This window comes from Falsiroseomonas sp. HC035, from assembly GCF_050563525.1.
Classification (GTDB): Bacteria; Pseudomonadota; Alphaproteobacteria; order Acetobacterales; family Acetobacteraceae; genus Falsiroseomonas.
The window spans coordinates 1-23,310 of sequence record NZ_JBNXUN010000030.1 but is presented as its reverse complement, the minus strand read 5'-3'; the positions used below and the strand labels follow the sequence as shown (position 1 = coordinate 23,310).

The window sequence follows — 23,310 nt, the reverse complement described above, 5'->3', positions numbered from 1 at the left end:
TGCCCAAACCAAGGAGGGCAGGCAGGCGCTGGCGCGGCGTAAGCCGGGCCGGAAGCCCATGCCGGAGGAGGAGCGGCGGCATCTCCTCCAAGAGACCGCCGCGACCATCTTCCTGCGCGACGGCTACGCAGCCGCCAGCATGGACGACGTGGCGCGTGCTGCCGGAATGTCGAAGCGCACGCTCTACCGTGCGTTTCCATCGAAGGCAGAACTGTTCGAGACGACCATCAGTTCGACGCTCCTGCCCTTGAACATCGAGTTGGAGGTTGAGCGCGATCCGAATGTTCAGACGGCGTTGACGGGGATCTTGCAGGCCACCGGGCAGCACCTGCTGGCCCAGCGCCAGACCAGCATATTTCGCCTGGTCATCGCTGAGGTGCAACGCTCGCCAGAGCTTGCTGAAACCTGGCACCGCGTCCTGGTGAGCCGCGGGTGCAGCTCCCTGCAACGGCGGCTCGCACTGGAGGTGGCGCAGGGCAAGCTGACGCTGGAGGATCCCGTGATTGCGGCGCGAATGCTGTATGGCATGGCGTTTGGCGCGATCCAGATCAGAATGCTCCTGGGCGTGGCGCTGGCGCCGGACGCGCGGGAGATGTCGGCGATGGTTCGGGATGCAGTGGCCGTCTTCCTGAACGGAGCCCTGCGGCGAGCCTGATCTACCAGTTGCTACGCAACAATTGCTGTCGCCAAGGTCTGACCCTCGCGCAGCGTCGCGACCCTGCGGTCCGCCATCGCACGCCAAGCCTTGGTGAGCGCCCGCAGTCGACCTCCGCGCGGCCAGCACTTCGATTTGTGGGCCGTAGCCGCGGTCGTCGCCACCAAGTCCCGAACGCCCGGCCAACCGCCGGCGTAACACCAGTCCAGCTCAGATAGCCACTCCCGTTCCCCCGGTGGAACGCGGGGTGGGCTCGGGCCCGAGTTTCCTGGTCCTCGGTCCCGAGCTTGAATCATCCTCGGCCGCGTCGCGCCAAGCCACTCTCAAACGGTCACTGAAGCGCGGCCCTGCCATGGTCATGGCGGCCCAGGCATGCGGGGCCGGAGCGGCACCATTTGCCTGGGACCGACACGATCACAGGATGAAGTCGGATGCGGTCAAGCTGTGCCGACCGTCCAGGTGGAAGAACTGCTCCGGTGCAGCATCGTTGTCCGTGTTCAACTGAACCACGGTCAGGTCATTGGCGGCATCGTAGGCTGCGCGCAACTGGCCCGGAGTCTTCCCAGCGAAGGCCTGGTCACCGATGAAGGCGAAGGCCTGGTCGCCGCCGATCTTGCTGTTCGCGTCGATCGCACGGAGGTCGAACCTGTCGGCCCCTTGTTCGAAATCCATAAAGATGTCGACACTGCCGCTGCCGTCCATGTCGCCACCGCGGAGGAACACGAAGACATCATCGCCGGCGCCGCCGTACACGGTGTCACCGTCATTTCCGGCGTCGATGGTGTCGTTGCCTGCGCCGCCCTTGATCAGGTCTGCGCCGCTGCGACCTTCGATCTTGTTGTCCAGCGCGTTGCCGATGATCGTGTCCGAACTGCTCGAGCCTCTGAATGTGACGCCGGAGAAGGTGGCCCTCTCATCGGCTTCCGGCTGCGGTGCCGTCGGTTCCGGGACCGGCTGTACAGTGGGCGGCGGCAGTTCTGGGGCCGGCTGTACAGTGGGCGGCGGCGGTTCTGGGGCCGGCTGTACAGCGGGCGGCGGCGGTTCCGCGGCGGCACCATCCCCGCGGTTTGCGATCCAGGTAGACTTCGCCGCTTCCCAGTACTCGCGCGCGGCCTGGCCCTGAAGGATCGTCCATCCCGCCGGCGGCATCGGATAATCGGATGGCAGTGCCGTATCGGAAAGGTTGAGGAAGACGTTGCCGCGCGACTCGACCGTGTTCGACCATGCGTCGAGCATGCTGCGGTAGCTGCGGTGCTCCACATTCTCAATGGCGAAGACGGAGTTGATGAACCGCAGGTTCGGCGTCACCTCGCCATCGGTCGCTGAATCCGTCTTGATCATCGCCGAATGCGTCATCTCTCCCTCATAGAGGAAGGACTTCATGCGCATCAGTACACTGTCGAGGGTGACCGTGTTGTCGTGGCCGTCGACCGGGCTTGAGGACGACGGATCAATGCTGATGCCGCCGAAGACGCCGTCGAAAAGGCTGTCGCGGATCGTGCCGCTCTGCAGGCGGTCATTCTCCACCGCGTCGTCGCGCGCGTTGGTTACCCAGACATTTTCGATAAGGAAGTCGGGGCTGTTCCACGAGACGCGGACCGCATCCCAGGTGTCGGTGATGCGCCAGTCCCGGACGACGACATTTGAAGCGTCCTCGGTGCGGATCGCAGCCGAGTTACCGAGGTTGTAGACGCTGCGCCAATCTCCTGAGAGGTCAATCTCCCCGATGATGGTGCCGCCGCTGAGGATGGCGCCCGGCGCGTCGTAGACGGCAAAGGGGTAGGGACTGCTTGACCCATCCCTGCCATCGTTGTCCTGGATCCAGGTCGCCCCGCCGGCAGAAACCGTCGTGCCCGCGTCCAGGCCGGAAATCTTGTACGCCTGGTATCCGTAGTCGCCGCTCAGGTTGATCGTGTCAGTCACTCATGTTTCTCCACTTCTACTTGGGAATGGAAGGGGCGCCGCGTCTGAGACCACAGCGCGCAAGCTGTCCCGATCCGAAGTCGCTCGAGCACGATGGCCCGCGAGCAGGGTCGCTGGCGCCGTCGCCCATCAAGGCTCGCGCCTCCTAGCGTGCTGGTTGGTCTGATGATTGCAGGCGTAGCGGCCGCGGTACCTTTCGGCACCGGTGCGCCGGATCCTGCGCCACAGACGGCGCATGACCTTGCGCGGGCACTTGGATGGAAACTCGATTCGAACGGGCCAGAGGTGAGGAACGAGCTGGATGACCTGCCCAGCAACGCGTCTATAGAAGGAAGTTTACGGGCGCGCTACTTCAAAGCCGCAATAAAACGAAAAATATTGAACTGTATATTTCGCACGATACTTTATGGCTTAGTTTTGCCTCAATAACTTTTCGATATGGTCATGGCCACAGCAAGGGTCTGGATTGGATCTGCCTCTCATTGGGGCTCCACAGGCCATGAGAGACTTGGCTTGTGTTGTGTCCTGGCTGGCCGACCCTGCCGGAGCGGTCCGCTTCCGGCGCCGGCCCCCGATGGCCTAGCGCGCTGTGCGGCCTGATGGTGTTGTAGTGCCGCCGCCAGCGCTCGATCCGCACCTCGGCCTACGCAGCGAATAGATCGCCCGGTTCAGCAATTCGTTCCGCAGCTTGCCGTTGAAGCTCTCGTTGTAGCCGTTCTTCCAGGGGCTGCTGGGCTCGATGAACAGCGTCGTCACACCGAGCCCTGCGCATGGCTGGGAGATGCACTGGCCAGGGTGCAGGACTGCACGGCGATGGCGAGGCGCTTCATCTGTTCGTTCCTGTCTGGACTGTCGGCAGCAGGACCAGCCGATCCCCTGCCGAACGCTGAAGGCGCTGCAGCTCTGGTCCTGCGGCCAGGTATTCCGGCAGACTGATCCACCGGAACCTGGTCGATCCGCGCGATGTGGCGGAGGCCTATGCGAGGTGCCGATTGAAGAATGCTGTGAGCTTGTCGAACGGGATCAGGTTCACCCGGTCATACAGGTCTACATGCCCCGCGCCTGCGACATGGTGGAGTTCCTTCGGCTCCGCTGCGCGTCGGTAGGCGTCCTCGCTGAACTCCCGGGAGTGCGCCCGATCCCCGGTGATGCACAGCATCGGCCGCGGTGAGATCGTCTCGATGTCGTTGAACGGGTAGAAATTCATGAACTTCAACTTGCTGGTCTGCGTCGTGCTGCGCCGCGTGGTACCCGCAGGCGTGAATTCGCCGCGCAAGCTCCTCGGGCGCTCGCCCCGATCGGACCAGTTCCACCATCTGCCGTCAGCACTCCGGCGGGTAGGGCACCCTGAATTTCGACATCTCGGCTCGCGGCTATGAAACGGTGGAGCGGCTATCACCGACGTAGCTTGGCCGAAATAGCCATGTCGCGCCTCAAGCGCCTCTCAGATTTCGTTTGAGAATCAACGATGGACGACGCGGCGGAGCAGGAGGGCGCCCATGGCGACGTGGATCATGGCCTCGGACACATCGAGTCGCTTCTCGTAGTCGCGGACGAGGCGGCGCCAACGGATCATCCAGCCGAAGGTCCGCTCCACCACCCACCTGCGCGGGATGACCTCGAAGCCCACAGCCTTGTCGGAGCGGCGGACGATCTCGATGACAAAGTCGAGGAATGTTGCCTTGTCCATGAGCTTGGTGCGGTCGTAGCCCGCGCCCGCGAACAGGTGCTTCAGCCATGGCCAGCGCTGGCGGATGGCATCGAGGATCGTCTGCGCGCCCGCGCTGTCCGACACGTCGGCGGGGATGAGATTCACCATCAACAATCGCTCGTCCGTATCCACGGCGACGTGACGCTTCCACCCGACAATCCATTTTCCGCCGTCACAGCCGCGCGCTTCTGCGAACGGCGCCTTCACCGTCTGGCTGTCGGGCTCGCCGCCCCTCGGGCTGGCCTCCCGGCCCGCCGCCTCGCGGTCCAGCATCAGCGCCACGTCGTGAATGGTGCGGAACAGCAGGCGCCGGACGAAACGCCGGAACCACCAATAGACCGTCTGCCAAGGACCGAGGTGCACCGGCAGCATCCGCCACCCGCCCGCGCTGCGCGCCATGTAGCGGATCGCGTTCAGCACCTCGCGCAGATCGACCGCTGGTTTACGCCCCCGCCGTGACGGCTTCGGCAGCAGCGGCTCGATCCGCGCCCATTCCTCGTCCGTCAGGTCGGAGGGGTAGCGCTTCGTCTTACGGCCAAGCTCGGCCATCCGCTCTCAGGTGTCTCGGGTCCATATCCCGAGCTTGAATCATCCTCGGCCGCGTCGCGGCAAGCCACTCTCAGAAGGTCTCTCAGCGCCTCCCGGCCATTGCCTGAACCAGCGGCGTCGCCTCCGCTACCGCACCATCGGCCCCGAACGCCTGCGCGCCGTGAAGGTGCAACCGGCACGTCGTTCCGCGCCGCGCCCAGATGGCACCGGCAGGCAGAGCGGCTTCCAGCGTCGCAGAGCCGGCCTGGACCACCGCCCTGGCTGTCCCGTCGGCCTGGGGATGCAGCAAGCTGATAGTCGCGCCATGGGCGGCATCTTCTGGCGGGCTGACCGAGAGGTCGCGCGGGCGTAGGAAGGCCTGCGCCGGGCCATCGGGTAGCGCCACGCGCAGCGGCGGCAGCGGCAGCTCGCCGAAGCGCAGCACGCCGCCCTCCACCTGTCCCGCCAGCCGGGTGGCGCCGCCGACGAAGCCGGCGACGAAGGGGCTGGCGGGGTAGGACAGCAGCGTGGCGGGCGTGTCGAACTGCACCACCCTGCCACGATCCATGACCGCGACGCGATCGGCCAGTTCCATCGCCTCCTCCTGGTCATGCGTGACGAGGATGCTGGTCAGGCCCAGGCGGTCATGCAGGCCGCGCACTCAGCGCCGCACATCGCGCCGTACCAGTGCGTCCAACGCGCCGAAAGGTTCGTCCAGCAACAGGAGGCGCGGTTCGATCGCCAGCGCCCGGGCCAGCGCCACGCGCTGGCGCTGACCGCCGGAGACCTGCTCCGGATAGCGCCGCTCCAGCTCCGGGATCTGCACAAGTTCCAGCAATTCCCGCACGCGTCGCGCGATCTCGACGCTGGCGGGGCGGCGCCCGCTGGGGCGGACCTGCAGGCCAAAGGCGATGTTATCGAAGACCGTCATGTGGCGGAACAGCGCGTAGTGCTGAAACACCACGCCAATACCACGGGCGCGGGCCGGCACGCCCTCCATGTCCACGCCGTCGATCCGCACCTGCCCCGCATCCAGCCCTTCCAGCCCCGCAAGCACGCGCAGCAACGTGGTCTTGCCGGAGCCTGAGGGGCCGAGCAGGGCGACGAATTCGCCGCTTTCGATGCGCAGCGAGACGCCGTCCAACGCGGCGGCGGCACCGAAGCGGCACAGAAGGCCGGTTGTCTCCACGGTCATGCGGCGAACCTCCGCGCCTGGCCAGTCAGCCGTTCCAGAACCGCCTTGGCCGCCAGCGTCACCAGCCCGAGCAGGGCGAGCAGCGCGGCGACGGCGAAGGCGCCGGCGAACTGGTACTCGTTGTACAGGATCTCGACATGCAGCGGCATGGTGTTGGTCTGCCCGCGTATATGGCCGGAGACCACGGCGACGGCGCCGAATTCGCCCATGGCGCGCGCATTGCACAGCAGAACGCCGGACAGCAGCGCCCACTTGATGTTGGGCAGCGTGACGCGCCGGAAGATCTGCAGGCCGGAGGCACCGAGCGTGGCCGCCGCTTCCTCCTCCTCGCGGCCCTGTTCCAGCATCAGCGGCAGCACGGTGCGGGCGACGAAGGGGAAGGTGACAAAGACGGTGGCTAGCACGATGCCGGGCAGCGCGAAGATGATCTGGATGTCGCGCGCCTGTAGCCATTCTCCGAGCCAGCCCTGCAGGCCGAAGATCAGCACGAAGACCAGACCGGCGATGACGGGGGAGACGCTGAAGGGCAACTCCACCAGGGTGGTCAGCAGTCCCTTCCCCCAGAAATCGTACTTGGCGATGCACCAGGAGGCGGCGACGCCACCCACCAGGTTCACCGGCACCGTGATGGCAGCGACCAGCAGCGTCAGCTCGATTGCGGCCCAGGTGTCGGGCTCGACAATGGCGGCCAAGGCGACATCGAGGCCGCGGCGCAGCGCCTCCACGAAAACTGCCAGTAGCGGCAGGCCGAGCAGCAGCACACCGAGCGTCAGCGCCAGGACCCCGATCAGGATCTGCGCCCAGGCTGGATCGTGGGTAACGCGTCGGAAACTCATTGCCGGCCACGCCGCAGCGCGCGCTGCGCCAGGTTCAGTGCCAGCAGGATCAGAAAGGACAGTGCCAGCATGGCGAGGCCGATGGCGGCGGCGCCGGCATAATCAAATTGTTCCAGCCGGACCACGATCAGCAGCGGCGCGATCTCGCTGATCATCGGCATGTTGCCCGCTATGAAGATCACGCTGCCATATTCGCCGACCGCGCGTGCGAAGGCGAGGCCGAAACCGGTGAGGATCGCGGGAAGCAAGGCCGGCAGCACCACCCGCACCAAAGTCTGCCGCCGTGTCGCGCCGAGTGTCGCCGCGGCTTCCTCCACATCCGCCGCCAGGTCGCGCAGCACCGGCTCGACGCTGCGGATGATGAAGGGCAGGCCGACGAAGATCAGCGCCACGACGATGCCGGCTGGGGTGAAAGCCACCTGCCAGCCGGTGGCCGCGGCGATTGGCGCGCCGAGCCAGCCATTGGTCGCGAAGAGCGCGGTCAGCGCGATACCGGCCACCGCGGTCGGCAGCGCAAAGGGCAGATCCACCGCCGCGTCCAGCATGGCCCGGCCCGGAAAGCGCTGTCGTACGATGGCCCAGGCGATCAGCAGGCCGATTGGCACGTTCACCGCGGAGGCGAGCAGCGCCGTGCCAAAGGACAGGCGCAGCGAAGCCAGCACCCGCGGTTCGGTCAGCGAAGCCCACACGCCCGCCAGGCCAAGTTCCCAGGGCTTGAGGGTCAGCGCCAGCAGCGGCACCAGCACGATCGGGACCAGCCACATCAGGGTCACCCCGAAGGCCAGCCCGAAGCCCGGGATGGCCTGTACCATCCCAGGCCGGCGCGCGAGGGGAAGAGCGAGGCTCATCGGCGCTGGATGCGGTCGAACACGCCGCCATCGCTGAAATGCGTGCGCTGCGCCGTATGCCAGCCGCCAAACACGTCATCGATCGTCACAAGATCGATCTGAGGGAACCGTGCCGCGTTGGCGGCCAGGATCGCGGCATTGCGCGGCCGGTAGTAGTGCTTCGCCGCCAGCGCCTGGCCGTCTTCCGTGTAGAGGCCGCGCAGGTAGGCCTCTGCGATCGCCCGCGTGCCGCGCCGGTCGACGTTGCGATCCACCACGGCGACGGAGGGCTCAGCCAGGATGGAGAAGGGCGGGTAGACGATGTCGAACTTGTCGGCACCGAATTCCTGCAAAGCGAGATGCGCCTCATTCTCCCAGGACAGGAAAACGTCGCCCTGTGCCCGCTGCGCGAAGGTGGTCAGTGACCCTCGCGCGCCGGTATCCAGGACCGGCACCTGGCGGAACAACCGGTGCGTTGCCGCCTCCGCCGTGGCGTCGCTGCCGCCGGGCTGGCGCAGCGCCCAGGCCCAGAAGGCCAGGTAGTTCCAGCGTGCCCCGCCGGAGGTCTTGGGGTTGGGCGTAATGATGGAGACGCCGGGCTTGATCAGATCGCCCCAGTCCTGAACACCCTTCGGGTTTCCCTTTCGCACCAGGAACACGATGGTGCTGGTGTAGGGCGCGCTGTTGTCCGGCAGGCGGGTTGCCCAATCCGTTGCGATCAAGCCCCGCTCGGCGATGGCATCGACGTCATAGGCCAGTGCGAGGGTGACGACATCCGCCGCCAGCCCGTCGATGACGCTGCGCGCCTGACGGCCGGAGCCTCCATGGGAGGTGTTGACGCGAACATTGGCACCCGTCTGGCTGAGCCACCGGCTGCTGAAGATGGCGTTGTACTCGCGGTACAATTCCCGCGTCGGATCGTAGGAGACGTTGAGCAGGACCGGCGCCTGCTGTGCCAGGGCCGGCGCCGCGGCCAGGCCAGCGCTGGCGACCAGCAGGGCACGACGGGCCAGCCCGGGCGTGAACACGGTCATGATGCGGATCCTTTCGTGCTGGGAGGGATGGTGTCGATGGGAGGCTTGGGCCGGCTCGCGGCCAGGGTCGGCAGGATGGCGAGTAGGGTCAGGCGGAGCAGCATCGTCCCACCTCCCCTATCCGCCGGGGGTTACACGGCGGGTCACGCCCGCGAAGCGCGCCGTCGCGGCCTCCGCACGGGCACGGAATTCCTCCGGCCCGGCGGCGACCACCTCGAAGCCAAGCCCGGTGAGCCGGGCATGGACAGCACTGTCGCGCAGCGCGGCGGCGATGCCCTCGTGCAACCTCGCGATGATGGCCGGCGGCGTGGCGGCCGGCGCCAGGACGCCTTGCCAGGATTCCACGTCGAAATCCGGCGCCACGGTCTCTGCCAGCGTCGGGATTTCCGGCAGCGCGGAGTCGCGGCGCGCCGTGCTGACCGCCAGCGGACGGATGGCCCCCTGTCGCACCTGTTCCGTGATGGCCGGCAGGGTGATGACCAGCGCATCGGTATTGCGCGCGATCAGGTCGAGGATCGCGGGACCGCCACCGCGGTAGCTGACGAACTCGACGGGCAGCTCATCGAGCTCTCGGGACAGCAATTCATGCACCACCTGCGCGATGCCTCCCCGCGACGGAATCCCGACATTCAGCGCGCCAGGCCGCGCCCGGATGGCTGCGACATAGCCTGCAATAGCGGCGAAGGCGGTGCCGGGATGCGTGGCGATGATCTGCGCCGCGCGCACCGCCTGAACAACCGGCGCGAAATTGTCGCGCACCGTGAAGCCGGCCTGCGGCAGGGTCAGTTCCGCCAGCACGATGGCGTCGCCGGTGACGAGCAGCGTGTGGCCATCGGGCTCGGCGCGCGCCACCTGCTGCATGGCGATCAGGCCGTTCGCACCGCCCTGTTTTCCACCACGACCGGCTGGCCAAGGCGCGCGGACAGCGCCGGCGCCAGCACGCGCGCCAGGGTGTCGAGGCTGGCCGCAGGGGCGGAGGAAACGACCAACCGAATCGGGCGATGCGGGAAGGCGCGGGCGGGGCGGGTCAGGATGGCCGGCGCGAGGGAGGCTGCGGTCAGAATGTGGCGTCGTGTCGGTGTCATCGGAATGTCCTCGTCAGGGGGTGCAGGCGTGACGAAGGGCGAGGGCCGGTCGCCGGAATCAGCCAAGCCGGCGGCGGGCCCTCGCCGGGCGACATCGCAGCGCAGGCCGGAGCGTGGCCAAGGGCTGGCGCCTCATCGGGTCAGCCCGCCGAGACCCAGGGCGTTGCAAAGGCGGCCGGGCCCAATGGCGTGGTGCCGCGCACCATGGTCCGCCGCAGCGCTCCATCCGGTGCCGAGACGACACGGTGCAGCACCACGCGATTGTCCCACAGCACGAGGTCACCCGCCTGCCAGCGGTGCCGCAGCGTGACGGAGGGCTCCGTGGCCAGGGTCAGTAGGCGATGCAGCAGGACATCACCCTCCGCCTGCGGCAGTCCGATCACCTGCTGGGCGGTCCCGGCGTCCAGAAGCAGGCTGCGGCGGCCGGAATCCGGGTCGACGCGAACCAGCGGATGGACCGCCTCCGCCAGGCCGGCGGCACGGCGGCGGGCGTGGTCATGCGCCACCTGAAGGTACTCGACGCGGTCACGCAGCCAGGGTGACAGGCGATCGTAGGCATGGATCAGGCTGGCGAAATCCGCCGCCCCACCGCCGCGCGTCGCGATCAGGGCCGAGAAGCGGTTCGGCGTCGCCGCCCAGGTGAGGTGCGCGTGCCACTCGGCGTCACGCAGATCTTGCGACGGAATTTCCAGCAGCGCATCCGGCGCTTCCTTCAGCACCAGCCCGTCCAGCGGATGCCGCGTGACGCCGCCGAGCCGCGCCGTGAGGGCGATTTGCGCCACCGGATCCATCTGCTGGTCTGGGATGATGACGAGGAGATGCCGCGCCAGTGAATCGCGCACCAGTCGCACGGCAGATGGGCATGACAGGTCGAGCCCGGTAATCCGCACCCCCAGAACGGGATGCAAGGCCTCCACACGCACCTCCGGTGCGTCCAGCAGGGCGCTCATCCGGCAAAGCCCGTGACCGGCACCAGCACCGGGCGCGGTGGGCCGCCGCGGGCGCGGCGCAAGACGAGACGCGCGACGCGCTCGGCATCCGCAGGGCTAGGAAAGCGTGTTCCGTGCAGATCCTCGAGTGCGGGATCGACGGCAACGAGGTGCCAATCCTTTGCGGAATGCACGGCGACGCCGACAAATCGACCGTCGATCTCGATGGGGCGGGACTGAATCATGGTGTAGCTCCTTGGGGTGCAATGGCGTGGCGACATTCAGCCGCGACGACAGCACCGCGCGGGAGCAAGGGCGGTGGGCCAGTGTGCAGGGCGTGGTTCGGCAACAACGGGCATCGTTTCAACCCTTTCCAGGGCAGGGTCGTTCATGTCGCCGCCATGCCGGTGCATGTCACAGCACCAGCAAGCTGCGCAGCAAGGCGTCGAAGTCTGGCGCCGCGCCTGACGGAGGAGGAGGGGCCGAGCGGACCAGCCCGCGCCACGGCCAGTGCGGCCGCCAAGGCGGGTGTTCGGCCGCCAGCTCCCGGCAGACCGCCATTGGCCGAAGAGTCGCCAGCGCGTCAGCCATCCCAGGCCACCTCGCGACGCGACGGCGGAGGGTGCTGACCGAGCCAATTGGCCGCCGCCAGATGCGCGTGCACGGCGCGCCGCACCTCGTCCATGTCGCGGCCTTCCGCCCGCAGAGCGGCACGCATCGAAGCGACTTCCTCCAGCCGCCCGGCCCATTCCGGGCCAAAAGCCTCCTCCAGCCACATGCGCAGGGCGGATGACAGGGCCGGGGCCGCGCCATTGGTGGAGACGGTGACCAGCAGGCGGCCGCGACGGACCATGGCCGGGACGTGGAAGTCGCAGAGCCGTGGCACATCCTCGATGTTGACGGGTATGCCCCGCCGCCGGGCCTGCCCGGCAAGCCAATCGGACTCCGCGTCATCGAAGCCGGCGCCGAAGACAAGCGCCTGCCCCTCCAACGCGGCCTCCGGCGGCAGGCGGTCCTCGAATATCGTGAAGCGGCTCAGTCCTGCACCCCGCAGCATCCGCAGGCGCTTGTCGAAGCAGGGGCCGGTGCCAGCGAGCAGCGTCGGCGTCTCGGCCGTGAAGACCAGCGGCAGCATCAGGTGACGCCTAGCCGGCGGCGCAGCAGCGAGAGCGGCTCCTCGGAGCCGACGGACGCCTGGTAGGCAACCGGGATGACGCGCCGCGCAGCCTCCCACACCGCCACGTCGGCATCCTCCGGCACCTCGACGGTGGTGACGCCGCAGCGCAGCAGGAACAGGTACTGGTCGGGCAGGACATGACCGGTCGCCCGGATCTCGCCGCGGAAGCCGAAGCGTTCGCGCAGCGTGCGCGCCTGGGTGAAGGCGCGACCATCCTTGTGCTTCGGCAGCCGCAGCGCGATCAGCGCCAGCCGGTCCAGCACCGGTGCCAGGTCCGCGGGATCGGCATCGGGCGGCAGCTCCACGCCCATCGGGGCATTGCGCAGCGGCGTCTCGCGCAGCAGCCGCGCCAGCGTCAGCAGCGCCGGCGCACCATCCGGCAGCGGGTCCTCCTCCGCCACCCGCAGATATGGGTCGGCGCGCAGCGCGCCGTTCTCAAGCAGCGCCATAAAGCGCCTCCTTGAATGGTGCGGCGCCGAGGCGGCGGTAGGTGTCCTTGAAGATCTCGCCCGGGCGGCGATGCGTAACGTGCACGCGGATCAGCGTCTCCACCGCATCCACGACGGCATCGGCGGAGAAGGCCGGGCCGATGAGGTCGCCGATCTTCGCGTCGTTGGTGGCGCTGCCGCCGAGCGTGATCTGGTAGACTTCCTCCCCCCGCTTGTCGACGCCGAGCAAGCCGATATGGCCGACATGGTGATGCCCGCAAGCATTGATGCAGCCGGAGATGTTGACGTGCAGCGTGCCGATATCGAGCTGCCGGTCGAGGCTGGCAAACCGCTCGCTGATACGCTGCGCGATGGGAATGCTGCGTGCCGTGGCCAGAGCGCAATAGTCCATGCCGGGGCAGGCGATGATGTCGGAGATCAGGCCGATATTCGGCGTCGCCAGCCCATGTTCGACAAGGCCCAGCCACAGCGCATGCAGATCCTCCTGCCGGGCATGCGGCAACACCAGGTTCTGCACGTGGCTGACCCGGATCTCGCCGAAGGAGAAGCGATCCGCCAGCGTAGCCACCGCCTCCATCTGATCGGCCGAGGCGTCGCCGGGGATGCCACCGATCGGCTTCAGCGACACCACGACGGAAACGTAGCCCGGCGCGCGGTGCGGGTGTGTGCTGTTGGAAACCCAGGTGGCGAAGGCCGCGTCGGCCGCCTTGGCGCGGACAAGCGAGGGTGGGTTCGGCTCCAGCAGCGCGAAGGGCGGTGGCGCAAAATGCGCGGCGATGGCCTGCACCACCTCGGGCGCCAGATGATAGCGCCCCCTTGGCATCTCCTCTAACTCCTGCTCGACCAGGCGCTTGAATTCCTCGCCCAAATCGCGAACCAGGATCTTGATGCGCGCCTTGTAGATGTTCTCCCGCTGGCCGAGCGCGTTGTAGACGCGCAGCACCGCCTCCATCGTCGCCAGGAAGTCGGCCTCGGCCACGAAGTCAAACAGCTTGGTGCCGATGATCGGCGTGCGGCCGAGCCCGCCGCCGACCCAGATCTCGAAGCCCGTCGCGCCATCGGCGTTGCGCTTCGCCAGTACGCCGACGTCATGGACCTTGATCGCCGCACGGTCATGCGGCGCACCGGTGATGGCGATCTTGAACTTGCGCGGCAGGTAGGTGAATTCGGGATGCAGCGTCGACCATTGCCGCAGGATTTCAGCGTAGACGCGCGGGTCCACCAGCTCATCCGCCGCGGCGCCGGCGAATTCGTCCGTCGTGACGTTGCGCACGCAATTGCCGCTGGTCTGGATGGCGTGCATGTCGACCTCCGCCAGCGCCTCCAGGATGTCCGGCGTCTCCTCCAGCTTGACCCAGTTGAACTGGATGTTCTGCCGCGTCGTGAAATGCCCAAAGCCACGGTCGTACCGCCGCGCGATATGGCCGAGTTGGCGAAGCTGACGCGATTCGAGCACGCCATAAGGAATGGCGACGCGCAGCATGTAGGCGTGCAGTTGCAGGTACAGGCCGTTCATCAGCCGTAGCGGCTTGAACTCGTCTTCCGTCAGCGCACCGGCGACGCGGCGCGCCACCTGCCCACGGAACTCGGCGATACGGCCGGCGAGGAAGTCACGGTCGATCTCGTCGTAGCGATAGATGCGCGGTGAATGCGGGCCGGTGCTGGCATGAGCGTCCATGACAAGGGTTCCTCAGGAGGCCACGGAGATGGCGGGCCAATGCTCGGCCTCGATCGAGGGGCCTTTGGCACGCAGCCTCTCGCGCAGGCGCAGCGGATGCCCGGTGCCTGGCGCGACATCCACCGGATAGGCGCCGACCACATGCTGCGTGCGTTCCGCGTCGGTCGCAGCCGCCAAGCCTACAGCCACCTCCTCGGACCCGAATATGCGTGCCTGGCAGCACGCCTCGGACCAGGAGCCCTTCGCCGTGAGCCAGACCACGCGGCCGTCACGGAGGCGATTGGCCGTGAGGATGACGGCGGCCGTGCCTGGCGGCGGGATGGTCGCGGACCGTGCAGGTGGCCTGGCCATGGAACAATTCCTCATCGTTATCGAAGGCGGAACTGCGCCCTGCGGCAAGCGCCGAACGGCCTTCAGCCATCCTCGCCTTTGCCAGCACAGACAAACGGAGTCTAGCATTTTCTTCTAAGTGAGGCCGTTTTTTTGCGCCATCACGCGATCAGACCGGGCTTTACGACGGAAAGGGAGTATGTCTTGCTATGACGGTCTCGGGAGCCATTGATCATGAGCGTTCGTTTTTGCTCCTCGCTGGCCTCGGGGGCTGGGCCGCAACCTGGCGAGGTTTGGCTGGTTGGCGCCGGCCCAGGCGACCCCGGCCTGCTCACCCTTCGGGCCGCAGATGCCCTCAGGCACGCCGATCTGGTGCTGCACGACTCTCTCGCGGGGCGCGCGGTGCTGCGGTTGGTTCGGCCTGGCGCTGAGGTGGTCAACGTCGGCAAGCGCAAAGGCCAAGAATCGGTGCCACAGGCTTGGATCAACGCTCGCATGGAAGCCGGTGCGCGGATTGGCCTGCGGGTCGTACGATTGAAGGGAGGCGACCCCTTCGTGTTCGGCCGCGGCGGAGAGGAAGCCGCCTTCCTCGATGCTGCTGGCGTACCTTGGCGGATTGTGCCGGGCGTCACTGCTGGTACCGCGGCGCCTGCCGCGGCGGGCATACCGTTGACCCAGCGCGGCGTGGCCAGCGCGGTGACGTTCGTCACGGGTCATGACGATAGCGGCGCTCTGCCCGGCTCGACCAATTGGAATGCCTTGGCTCTTACCGGCGGCACAATTGTGGCCTTCATGGCGTTGAGCCGCATCGACGACATCGCGCTTCGCTTGCTCGCTGCAGGCCGCGAGGCCAGCACACCCGTAGCAGTCATTTCGCAGGCATCGCTGCCGAGCCAGGCAGTACTGCACACCACGCTAGGTGCCTGCACGCTGGCGCTACGTCGCGCAGGTCTGCCCGGGCCTGCGCTGATCGTCATCGGGGAGGTGGCGGCGATTGGCGGCTCGGTCGCGGCCGAAGCGCAGGACTACCGCAACGTGGTCACTCGATGACGAAGGCGCATGTACGGTGCACGATGCAGACGCGAGACCTTCAACAAAGGATGCCAGGCAACAGGCGCAACGCAGGCGGCGAACTGCGCCCTGCGACACGTCTGATCCACTCGATGAACGGCCGACCCTAGTTGAAATTCAGGATCCGTTTCAGTCATGCCCGAACGACCACTTTCGCGAAACCTGGCTTCCGGCCAGCATTGTAACATCGATCAACCTGATCGTTCTTCTGCTGATGGTCACATTCGGCCTGCTTGAATAAGCGGCGCGTTTCACACAATCGATGCGGTACGGGCACCAAAATCAAGCTGCGTTGCCGTAGGCAGCAGATGCGCCATGCCAAATCGAGAACCATAGCCCTGCCTCTCAGCGCCAGGGGTAGCGGCGACCGCAAAGCGTCCTTACCAGAGAAGGTTGGATTCCAGTTCCCACCGCTGCTCCGATCGGCGGAATTCAACCATTCTTCGTCCCGATGACCGGCGCTGCTATGCGCGGCCTTCCTGCGCTTTTTCACGCAGCCGTTGATGGTGCGCTGACTAAACGATGTCAGGAACCTCTCTATGAACGGCGCGGTCTCTCTAAACCCTACCGGTAGCCAAACTCTGTTTAAAAGGTATAGCTGGTCGAAACAGTTGCATGTTGCCTGACACTCGTGGGCATGAGTTGAGCTTCCCATCGCTTACCGGTCGCGTCTGGGAGCACGGACCTCCACTCCAACCGACGCCAGCGAGATCACTTCCGAGGCAGTTCGTCCCATCGCACTGCGGTGGCTGACCGGATCGAATGGCGCCATGGCGTGGCGTTTTTGGCAAATGTTGGTTGCCGTTCTACCTCGACTGGCTCTTAGCCGCTGCAGGAGTGAAGTCGAATTTCACTCGAAAGCATCCGCAGGAGGCCAGGCAGTCAGCTTACGACAGGATCAATTGCGACGAGACCCCTGGTCAAAGCTGCGGGCTCGCATGCCTGCCGCCCATGCCGAAAAATTCGTAAACGAATCATGGCATCTCCGAGTCCGGCGAGCTAACCTCAGGCCAGTAGCTTCATGCGATTGAAGAACAAAGTGGAGCTGACGGTGTCGCAGGATGCTCCGCTACACTGCGCTCATGCGGGTTGTCCTACCCGATAGGATACCTCCACTTGCTCGCAGCCTTCCACGGCCAGGACTAGGCCAGTCCCGCGCGACACCTTGAAGAGGTGAGTCTGGTGCGCGGCCAAATCCTGATCGAGCCCGGACGCATCCTCTCGCACGTCGCGAACCTGGAAATGAGCGGCATGGCTTCGCTCGTTCCGTCGCTGGGACGCAGGGCCGACCGATGATTCATGCTCCTCCCTCCGAGGGGGCGGAGATCAGGCCGGCCCGCGGTCGGGACCGTGCCCGCCCGCGGCAGTTGCGCTTCGCGGCGCTGCTTCTCGGACTCGTGCTCGCGGTGCTGCTACCCACACTCGCCTTCGGCGGCATTGCCGCTTGGGAGGCGGTGAAGGGGCGCCAGGCGGCCGTCGAGAACGGGCTGCGCTTCACGGCGCAGAGCCTGTCGCTCGCGCTCGACCGGGAGATCGACCGCCACCTCCACATCGTCCGGGGGCTGGCCGCCGCCGAAGCCCTCGACGAGCCGGAACCCGACCTCGCCCGCTTCGATGCCCAGGCCCGCCGTGTCACGGCGACGTTCGGCACCACTGCCCTGCTGCTGGACGCCGCCTCGCTCCGCGCGGTCGTCGATACCGCACTCCCGCCGGGGATGCCGGCCGGGGCCTCCGCCGCGGCCGAGTTCCGGTTGGCGGCGGAGACGAGGCGACCCGTCGTGACCGACCTCGTGGCCGGCATCGCGGTGGGCCCTCCCCTGGTCGGCGTTGCCGTGCCAGTGGTGCGCGGCAACCGCATCCCCTTCATCCTCGCGGTTCGGCTCGATCCCGAGATTTTGCGGCGCCTCCTCGCCGCGCCGGACCTGCCCACGAGTTCCTTCGCCGCGGTGACGGATAGTCGCGGCGTGGTGGTCGCGCGCTCGGATGCGCTGCACTCCCAACGCTTCGGGCAGACCATCCCGGAGGAGAACCGCCGCCAGCTGGCCGCCGCGCCTTCGGGCATCTACCGCGCCGCCGCGCTCGACGGCGCCGAGCAGGTGTTCGGCTTCCACCGGCTGGACACTGCGCCCGGCTGGACGGTCGTTGCGGCGCAACCTGCCGCCAGCTTCGACGCCGCCTGGCGCGCCGCGGCCCACGCGCTCGGCACCGGCGCCCTTCTCGCGCTGACGCTCGGCAGCATGCTCACGATCCTTGTCGCGCGCGGCGTGCTGGTGCCGGTCCGACGCCTGGAAGTCTATGCACGCAGGCTCGCCGAGGGCGGCCAGCCCACGCCAGGCGGGTCCGCCGCGGCGATCCCGCCCGCCCATGTGGCAGAACTGGAGGCGCTGCGGCAGGGCTTCGCCGCCGCCGAAGCCGCGCTCTTCGCGCGCGAAGCGACGCTCGCGGAGGGGCACGAGAAACTGCGCCTCGCGCTCGACGCCGCCGACCTCGGCACATGGCGATGGGAGGTGGCGGCGGGCACGGACTTGCTCATCTGGGACGCGCGCTGCAGGGCGCTGTTCGGCCTGCCACGCGACGCCGCCGTGGACTACGCCATTTGGGCCGCGACGCTGCTGGACGAGGACCGCGCCGGGGCGGAGGCGGCCATCGCCCGCGCCCTCGACCCGGCCGAGCCCGAGGATGGGCTCGCCCTAGACTACCGCGTGCGGTGCCCGGACGGGACGGTGCGCTGGCTGGCATCGACCGGCCGCACCGTCTTCGTCCCGGATCCTGCCGCGCCGGCCGGCCGCCGACCATTGCGGATCCTAGGCGTCATCCGGGACTGCACCGCGGCGCGCGAGGTTGCGGCGGCGCTCGCGCGCAGCAACGAGGAGGCCCTCGCCGCGGCGGAGCGCGTGCAGCTCGCACTGGCCGCCGGGGCGATCGTCGGCACCTGGGACTGGGACTTGGTCGCCGATCGGGTTTCGGTAGACGAGCGCTTCGCCGAGCACTTCGGGATCGACCCCACCATCGGTCGCTCCGGCCTCCTGCTGGAGCAGGTCCTTGCCACCGTCCATCCGGCGGACCTCCCCGGGCTGCACGCCGCGATCGACGAAGGCTTGGCGCGGGGCGGTCCCTACAGACACGAGTATCGCGTGCGCGGCCGCGACGGCGTCTATCGCTGGATCGAGGCGAACGGGCGCGTGGACCTGGGCCCAGACGGCGCGCCGGTACGCTTCCCGGGCATCCTGCTCGACGTCGAGGCACGGCGCGCGCTGGAGGCGGAGCGGGACCGCTCGGCTGCGTTGCTACGCGCCTTCGTCGCGGGGGTGCCGGGCGTGGTCTACGCCAAGGACCGCAACGGCCGGATGCTGGTGGCGAACGCGGGCACCGCGGCGCTGGTCGGCAAGCCGCTCGACGCGATCCTCGGCCGGACGGACGCCGAGTTCCTCGACGACCCGGCCCAGGCCGCCATCGTCATGGCGAATGATCACCGGATTATGGAGAGCGGGACCGCCGAGCAGTTCGAGGAGGCGGTGAGCCTGCCGGACGGTCGGCCGGCCGTGTGGCTGTCCACCAAAGCACCGTTCCGGAACGACACCGGAGAGGTGGTGGGCCTGGTCGGGGCGTCGGTCGACATCACCGAGCGCAAGCGCGCGGAGGAGCGCCTGCGGTTGATGGTCCACGAGCTGAATCATCGCGTGAAGAACACGCTGGCCACCGTGCAGTCCATCGCGGCGCATAGCTTGCGCGGCGTCGACCCGTCGGTTCGCCGCAGGCTGGAAACGCGGCTGCTGGCGCTTGCCGCCGCCCACGACGTGCTGACGCGCGAAGCCTGGACGGGGGCGGACGTGGACGAAGTGGTGGCTGGCGTACTCGCCCCTCATGGCGGGCGAGTGGGCGGGAGGTTCCGGGTCTCGGGTCCGCCGCTGCGGCTGGCGCCGCGTGCGGCGATGGCGCTTTCCATGGCGCTGCACGAACTGGCCACGAACGCGCTGAAGTATGGAGCCCTCTCAGTCCCGACCGGCCATGTCGAGGTTCACTGGGAGGTGCCGCCGGGGCCCGCGCCGCGCTTTCACCTGACATGGCGGGAGCGGGGCGGCCCGACGGTCGCGCCGCCCGCGCTTCGAGGCTTCGGCACCTCGCTGGTGGAGCGGGGCCTCTCGTACGACCTCGGCGGGACGGCGCGGATCGACTTCGCCCCGGAAGGTCTTATCTGTCACGTCGAAGCGCCGCTGCCCAGGGTCACGGCGCCCGCGGAGGTGGCGGCACTGCCCCGCCTGGGATGAGTCGGGAAAGGCCGGTGGATAAGCGCTGATGAAGGAATCCGATCCGGTTTTCTCCGGCGCGGTGCGGCATGCGGATCCGGGGCATGCGCACCGGGATCCTCCTGCATGTCACCGCCGACGACTGCGGGCGCCTGCTCGCTATCATCGGCAACCGCAACAGCCCGCAGAAGCATCTCTGGCGTGCCCTCATCGTGCTGCTCGCCGCCGATGGTCACGGCACGATCGAGATCATGCGCCAGCTGGACGTGGCCAAGGCCGCTGCCTGGCGATGGCAGGAGCGATCCACGCAGGCGGGTACGGATGGCCTGCTGCGCGACAGGACCCGCCCGTCACGCATCCCGCCACTCGGCACGGCGATCATCGAGCGCGTGGTGCAGCTGACGCTCCCGGACCCGCCTGGCCAGACCACGCACTGGACGGCGCCGGCGATGGCCAAGGTCAGCCGCTCCGCCGGGAATAGCTGCTCCCACAGCGGGTCCAGCCGGTGCAGCGCGTCGGGGCCTCGCCCTGGTCAGGCCTGACGCCTCCCGGCGCGCCGCCTGCCATGTGCCGACTACGATCCGGGCTGCCGCAGCGGCGCCCGCACCTGGTCCACCACCGCCGCCTCGATCCCCGCCGCCGACACTCGGCGCACGATGCGAGTGTCGCCGGCGGCATCGCCCTTCTTGGCTTTGTCCAGCAACAGGCAGCGGCGCCGGCCTAGAAGTTTCTCAGGAAGGCCGCGACCTCCTTCGCGAGGGATGCGACACGAAGTTTGACTTCATCGCAAAGCACAGAGGAATCTGGCCGCTGTCCTGGCCGTACTCGGCGCTGGGTGTATCGCGCTCCGGCTTCCATGCCTGGCTGACCCGCAAGTCGAGCCAAGGCACACCGGCGTTGCCCGGGGTGATGCATTCTGCTTCGCACGCGAAGGGGAAAGATCGCTACGACCGCTTCGTTGAGGCGCTCGGGCGGCGAATTGCTCAAGGGCATCTACTGGCTGACGATGTTGCAGAGGAGAGGCCAGGCGGACAGCACTGAGTGTTGCATCGCAGTGGTGAGTGGTAAGCGGCGGTTCCAAGATGCCCGCCTTGCGGCAGACCTCCACGATTGCCGTTCATGCCCCGTTTGCCGGCGAAAAGTCGATGCCTGCATTGACCATGGTCAAGGCGCCACCGTCGCGGACGTGCTTCGATGCAATCCGACGGTTCGTCGCCTCCAGTGACCCACGACGGTGCGGGACCGCCACTCATGATCCTCGGTAGGAGGAGAGCACCATGTCGGAACTTGTCGTCGTCGGCTTCGACAATGCGGATGAGGCGGACCGCGTCCTGATAGAACTTCAGCGAATGCAGAAGGCGTACCTGGTGGACCTGGAAGACGCCGTCGTCGTGATCCGCGAGGCGGACGGCAAGCTGCGGATGAAGCAGAGCGTGGACCTGATCGGTGCCGGCGCCGCCACGGGGGCTCTCTGGGGTTCGCTGTGGGGCACGCTCGTCGGCCTGCTGTTCCTCAATCCGCTCATCGGCCTGGCGACCGGCGCAGCCCTCGGCGCGGGCGCGGGCGCATTGTCGGGGGCGCTTGCAGACTACGGCATCGACGACGACTTCATACGACAGCTGGGTGAGACCCTGCACCCCGGCACCTCGGCGCTCTTCGTGCTGGTGCGCAAGATGCGACCTGAGAAGGTGCTCGCAGAGATCTCGCGGTTCCGCGGCCGCGTGATCCGGTCCTCTCTGTCGCCCGAGCAGGAAGCGCGCCTGCAGGCCGCACTCGCTGGTGGATCGGTGGGTCTTCCCGGCAGTGCCGCGCCATCGCCGATGGCCGCGCCATCGCCGATGCCCGCGAGTGATCCTGTGGGCGCCAGAGGCACGCCCCAAGTGACGTGAATGCCGAAGCCGCTCGATGGCCACGCTGCGTGCCGCGGGCCCTGTCCCGCCCAGCCCAGAAAGGAAACACCATGGCTGCCGGCAGGATCCTGATCGTCACGACGTCGCACGCGGACCTCGGCGCGACCGGCCACCGAACGGGAGTGTGGCTGGAGGAGTTGGCAACGCCCTACTACGCGCTGTTCGACGCCGGAGCGGCCATCATCCTCGCCTCGATCCGGGGTGGCTCGATTCCCATCGATCCGCGCAGCATCCCCGCCGGCGCCGGGCAACCGCGTGGCGAGCAGCCGGAAGGGCTTCAGGAGGTCCCCGCTTCGGTGCGCCGTTTCCTTGGCGACGCCAAGGCCATGAAGGCGGCGCGAGTCTCGGTCCCGGTGGACGACCTTGCGGACGAGCATTTCGACGCGGTGCTGCTGCCGGGTGGGCACGGCGCCATGTGGGACATGCCGGCGAGCCGCGGATTGGCACGCCTGGTCGGCCGCCACTTCGATATGGGCAAAGTCGTCGCCGCCGTGTGCCACGGGCCAGCCGGGCTGGTCGCGGCGAAACGCCGGGATGGCCGCGCCATCGTGGAAGGTCGCAGGGTGAACTGCTTCACCAACACCGAGGAGAAGGCCGTCGAGCTGGCGGAGGTCGTGCCGTTCCTGCTCGAGGACCGGATGACGGAGCTCGGCGGAAAGTTGGAACGGGGACCCGACTGGCACCCGTACGCAGTGCGCGACCGCAACCTGATCACCGGACAGAACCCGCAATCCTCGGAACTGGTCGCGCGCCACGTGCTCGAGGCGCTCCGCGTCGGCGGGCGCGCCGCCAGCTGACCGCTCGGCGGCGCGCATCGCCAGCCACGATGCAAGGATCTTCCCAGCGATTTAGGGTTTCAGTCCAGCAGCTGCGGCGATCAGCACCGCTTCGGGCAAGGTGCGTGCGCCAAGTCGCTCCATGACATGCGCGCGGTGGAGTTCGACCGTCCGCGGGCTGATGCCCAGTGTCCGGGCGATCGTCTTGTTGGTGCCGCCCGCGAGCAAGCCTTGCAGAACCTCCCGCTCGCGGGGCGACATGCCGGCAATGCGCGCTTGTGCCTGGCGCAGGGCGGAATCGGCTTCCGTCGCGCCACGAATCGCGGCCATCGCGGAAGCGACCGAGGCCAGCATTTCGGACGTTCCATACGGTTTTCCGAGCCAATCCGACGCGCCGGTCTTCATCGCCCGCACCGCCAATCCAACATCGTTGGCTGCGCCCACGACAATGACCGGAAGCGCGATGCCGCGAGCCTTGAGCTGCTGCGGCAACATGATCTCTCCCGCAGCCGGCGAACCGGCATCCAGCACGACGCAGCCGGCCATGAGCGCGGAGGCCATGCCGAGAAAGGTCCGCGCGGATGCGAAGGCCTTCACATCGTAGCCGGCTCCCTGCAGCAGCAGTACGAGATCCTGGCGCGAGGCGTCGTCGGCGTCGACCACGTACACGACAGAGCCCTCGTGCCGCGTGATATCCTGCGCGATGCCGCCGCTACGCCGCACCCGTCCCTGGTCGTCGGGGATTGGAAAGGAGGTGTGCCGGATCCAGCGCACGCTCCCGTCCGGGCGAATGATGCGGTATTCCTGAACGACCACCTCCCCCAGCGCGACCCGGTCGAGCGCATCCATGATGCGGGTCCGATCATCGGGATGGATGGTCTGCGCCCATCGGACCGAATCGTCGATGAACGCGCTGCTCGGCTCGCCCCAGATCACCTCGAATGCCGGG

Annotated in this window: 24 protein-coding genes and 3 pseudogenes; 8 read left to right on the top strand and 19 right to left on the bottom strand. The window is 67.7% G+C overall.

The window, feature by feature from the left end; all coding sequences use genetic code 11:
• Positions 1–58 precede the first annotated feature (58 nt).
• Positions 59–655, top strand: a complete 597-nt coding sequence (locus tag ACLF3G_RS27945; protein ID WP_430672657.1) for a TetR/AcrR family transcriptional regulator — start codon at positions 59–61, stop codon at positions 653–655.
• A gap of 414 nt (positions 656–1,069) precedes the next feature.
• Here ACLF3G_RS27945 and ACLF3G_RS27940 read toward each other — a convergent pair whose 3' ends face one another.
• The 3 genes and pseudogenes from ACLF3G_RS27940 to ACLF3G_RS27930 form a co-directional block, all read right to left on the bottom strand.
• The gene (locus ACLF3G_RS27940; protein WP_430672656.1) at positions 1,070–2,578 is read right to left on the bottom strand and encodes a M10 family metallopeptidase C-terminal domain-containing protein; all 1,509 of its coding nucleotides are present in this window, start codon (positions 2,576–2,578) and stop codon (positions 1,070–1,072) included.
• Positions 2,579–3,020: 442 nt separating this feature from the next.
• Positions 3,021–3,340, bottom strand: a pseudogene (locus ACLF3G_RS27935) (integrase core domain-containing protein); the annotation flags it as partial.
• Positions 3,341–3,554: 214 nt separating this feature from the next.
• Positions 3,555–3,854: an alpha/beta hydrolase gene (locus tag ACLF3G_RS27930; protein ID WP_430672655.1), complete on the bottom strand. Its 300-nt coding sequence runs from the start codon at positions 3,852–3,854 to the stop codon at positions 3,555–3,557.
• Positions 3,855–3,932: 78 nt separating this feature from the next.
• Here ACLF3G_RS27930 and ACLF3G_RS27925 point away from each other — a divergent pair.
• Positions 3,933–4,034 (top strand): annotated as a pseudogene (locus ACLF3G_RS27925) (IS5/IS1182 family transposase); the annotation flags it as partial.
• Between the two features lie 6 nt (positions 4,035–4,040).
• Here the strand turns inward: ACLF3G_RS27925 and ACLF3G_RS27920 are convergent.
• From ACLF3G_RS27920 to ACLF3G_RS27855, 14 genes are all read right to left on the bottom strand, one after another.
• Positions 4,041–4,838, bottom strand: a complete 798-nt coding sequence (locus ACLF3G_RS27920) for an IS5 family transposase (protein ID WP_430672654.1) — start codon at positions 4,836–4,838, stop codon at positions 4,041–4,043.
• 82 nt (positions 4,839–4,920) lie between these two features.
• Positions 4,921–5,478, bottom strand: coding sequence for a hypothetical protein (locus ACLF3G_RS27915; RefSeq protein WP_430672653.1), 558 nt, complete (start codon positions 5,476–5,478; stop codon positions 4,921–4,923).
• On the bottom strand, positions 5,479–6,012 hold the full coding sequence (locus tag ACLF3G_RS27910) for a sulfate/molybdate ABC transporter ATP-binding protein (protein WP_430672652.1): 534 nt from the start codon (positions 6,010–6,012) through the stop codon (positions 5,479–5,481).
• Positions 6,009–6,848 carry a sulfate ABC transporter permease subunit CysW gene (gene cysW / locus ACLF3G_RS27905; RefSeq protein WP_430672651.1) on the bottom strand — a complete coding sequence of 280 codons (840 nt, stop codon included), beginning with the start codon at positions 6,846–6,848 and terminating at the stop codon, positions 6,009–6,011. The genes ACLF3G_RS27910 and cysW overlap by 4 nt, the downstream gene beginning before the upstream one ends.
• Positions 6,845–7,696 (bottom strand): sulfate ABC transporter permease subunit CysT, encoded by an 852-nt coding sequence (gene cysT / locus ACLF3G_RS27900; protein ID WP_430672650.1) that lies wholly within the window; start codon positions 7,694–7,696, stop codon positions 6,845–6,847. Before cysT ends, cysW begins: the two co-directional genes overlap by 4 nt.
• Complete coding sequence (locus ACLF3G_RS27895) at positions 7,693–8,709, bottom strand: sulfate ABC transporter substrate-binding protein (RefSeq protein WP_430672649.1); 1,017 nt, start codon at positions 8,707–8,709, stop codon at positions 7,693–7,695. The genes cysT and ACLF3G_RS27895 overlap by 4 nt, the downstream gene beginning before the upstream one ends.
• A 117-nt stretch (positions 8,710–8,826) precedes the next feature.
• On the bottom strand, positions 8,827–9,570 hold the full coding sequence (locus ACLF3G_RS27890; protein ID WP_430672648.1) for a Bug family tripartite tricarboxylate transporter substrate binding protein: 744 nt from the start codon (positions 9,568–9,570) through the stop codon (positions 8,827–8,829).
• Between the two features lie 5 nt (positions 9,571–9,575).
• Positions 9,576–9,794, bottom strand: coding sequence for a hypothetical protein (locus tag ACLF3G_RS27885; RefSeq protein ID WP_430672647.1), 219 nt, complete (start codon positions 9,792–9,794; stop codon positions 9,576–9,578).
• A 140-nt stretch (positions 9,795–9,934) separates the two neighbouring features.
• Positions 9,935–10,744 (bottom strand): TauD/TfdA dioxygenase family protein, encoded by an 810-nt coding sequence (locus ACLF3G_RS27880; RefSeq protein ID WP_430672646.1) that lies wholly within the window; start codon positions 10,742–10,744, stop codon positions 9,935–9,937.
• Positions 10,741–10,968, bottom strand: a complete 228-nt coding sequence (locus tag ACLF3G_RS27875) for a hypothetical protein (RefSeq protein ID WP_430672645.1) — start codon at positions 10,966–10,968, stop codon at positions 10,741–10,743. Before ACLF3G_RS27875 ends, ACLF3G_RS27880 begins: the two co-directional genes overlap by 4 nt.
• A 338-nt stretch (positions 10,969–11,306) precedes the next feature.
• Positions 11,307–11,858, bottom strand: coding sequence for a precorrin-2 dehydrogenase/sirohydrochlorin ferrochelatase family protein (locus tag ACLF3G_RS27870; protein ID WP_430672644.1), 552 nt, complete (start codon positions 11,856–11,858; stop codon positions 11,307–11,309).
• The gene (locus tag ACLF3G_RS27865) at positions 11,858–12,349 is read right to left on the bottom strand and encodes a DUF934 domain-containing protein (RefSeq protein WP_430672643.1); all 492 of its coding nucleotides are present in this window, start codon (positions 12,347–12,349) and stop codon (positions 11,858–11,860) included. Before ACLF3G_RS27865 ends, ACLF3G_RS27870 begins: the two co-directional genes overlap by 1 nt.
• Positions 12,336–14,027, bottom strand: coding sequence for a nitrite/sulfite reductase (locus tag ACLF3G_RS27860; protein WP_430672642.1), 1,692 nt, complete (start codon positions 14,025–14,027; stop codon positions 12,336–12,338). The genes ACLF3G_RS27865 and ACLF3G_RS27860 overlap by 14 nt, the downstream gene beginning before the upstream one ends.
• 12 nt (positions 14,028–14,039) lie before the next feature.
• The gene (locus ACLF3G_RS27855; RefSeq protein ID WP_430672641.1) at positions 14,040–14,378 is read right to left on the bottom strand and encodes a DUF2849 domain-containing protein; all 339 of its coding nucleotides are present in this window, start codon (positions 14,376–14,378) and stop codon (positions 14,040–14,042) included.
• Between the two features lie 213 nt (positions 14,379–14,591).
• Between ACLF3G_RS27855 and cobA the strand changes: the two genes are divergently transcribed.
• The 3 genes from cobA (at position 14,592) to ACLF3G_RS27840 (ending at position 20,217) form a co-directional block, all read left to right on the top strand.
• Complete coding sequence (gene cobA, locus ACLF3G_RS27850; protein ID WP_430672640.1) at positions 14,592–15,407, top strand: uroporphyrinogen-III C-methyltransferase; 816 nt, start codon at positions 14,592–14,594, stop codon at positions 15,405–15,407.
• Positions 15,408–16,720: 1,313 nt separating this feature from the next.
• Complete coding sequence (locus ACLF3G_RS27845) at positions 16,721–19,696, top strand: PAS domain-containing protein (RefSeq protein WP_430672639.1); 2,976 nt, start codon at positions 16,721–16,723, stop codon at positions 19,694–19,696.
• Between the two features lie 83 nt (positions 19,697–19,779).
• Complete coding sequence (locus tag ACLF3G_RS27840; RefSeq protein ID WP_430672638.1) at positions 19,780–20,217, top strand: helix-turn-helix domain-containing protein; 438 nt, start codon at positions 19,780–19,782, stop codon at positions 20,215–20,217.
• 32 nt (positions 20,218–20,249) lie between these two features.
• Here the strand turns inward: ACLF3G_RS27840 and ACLF3G_RS27835 are convergent, their stop codons facing one another.
• Positions 20,250–20,378 (bottom strand): hypothetical protein, encoded by a 129-nt coding sequence (locus ACLF3G_RS27835; RefSeq protein ID WP_430672662.1) that lies wholly within the window; start codon positions 20,376–20,378, stop codon positions 20,250–20,252.
• A gap of 35 nt (positions 20,379–20,413) precedes the next feature.
• On the opposite strand from ACLF3G_RS27835, the pseudogene ACLF3G_RS27830 reads away from it, so the two are divergent.
• The 3 genes and pseudogenes from ACLF3G_RS27830 to ACLF3G_RS27820 all read left to right on the top strand — a co-directional run.
• A pseudogene (locus ACLF3G_RS27830) lies at positions 20,414–20,557 on the top strand (IS3 family transposase); the annotation flags it as partial.
• A 395-nt stretch (positions 20,558–20,952) separates the two neighbouring features.
• Positions 20,953–21,564: a DUF1269 domain-containing protein gene (locus tag ACLF3G_RS27825; RefSeq protein ID WP_430672637.1), complete on the top strand. Its 612-nt coding sequence runs from the start codon at positions 20,953–20,955 to the stop codon at positions 21,562–21,564.
• A 29-nt stretch (positions 21,565–21,593) separates the two neighbouring features.
• Positions 21,594–22,382, top strand: a complete 789-nt coding sequence (locus tag ACLF3G_RS27820) for a type 1 glutamine amidotransferase domain-containing protein (RefSeq protein ID WP_430672636.1) — start codon at positions 21,594–21,596, stop codon at positions 22,380–22,382.
• Positions 22,383–22,433: 51 nt separating this feature from the next.
• On the opposite strand, the gene ACLF3G_RS27815 is transcribed toward ACLF3G_RS27820, so the two are convergent.
• Positions 22,434–23,310: LuxR C-terminal-related transcriptional regulator (locus ACLF3G_RS27815; protein WP_430672635.1), on the bottom strand; the 877-nt coding region annotated here is incomplete at its 5' end.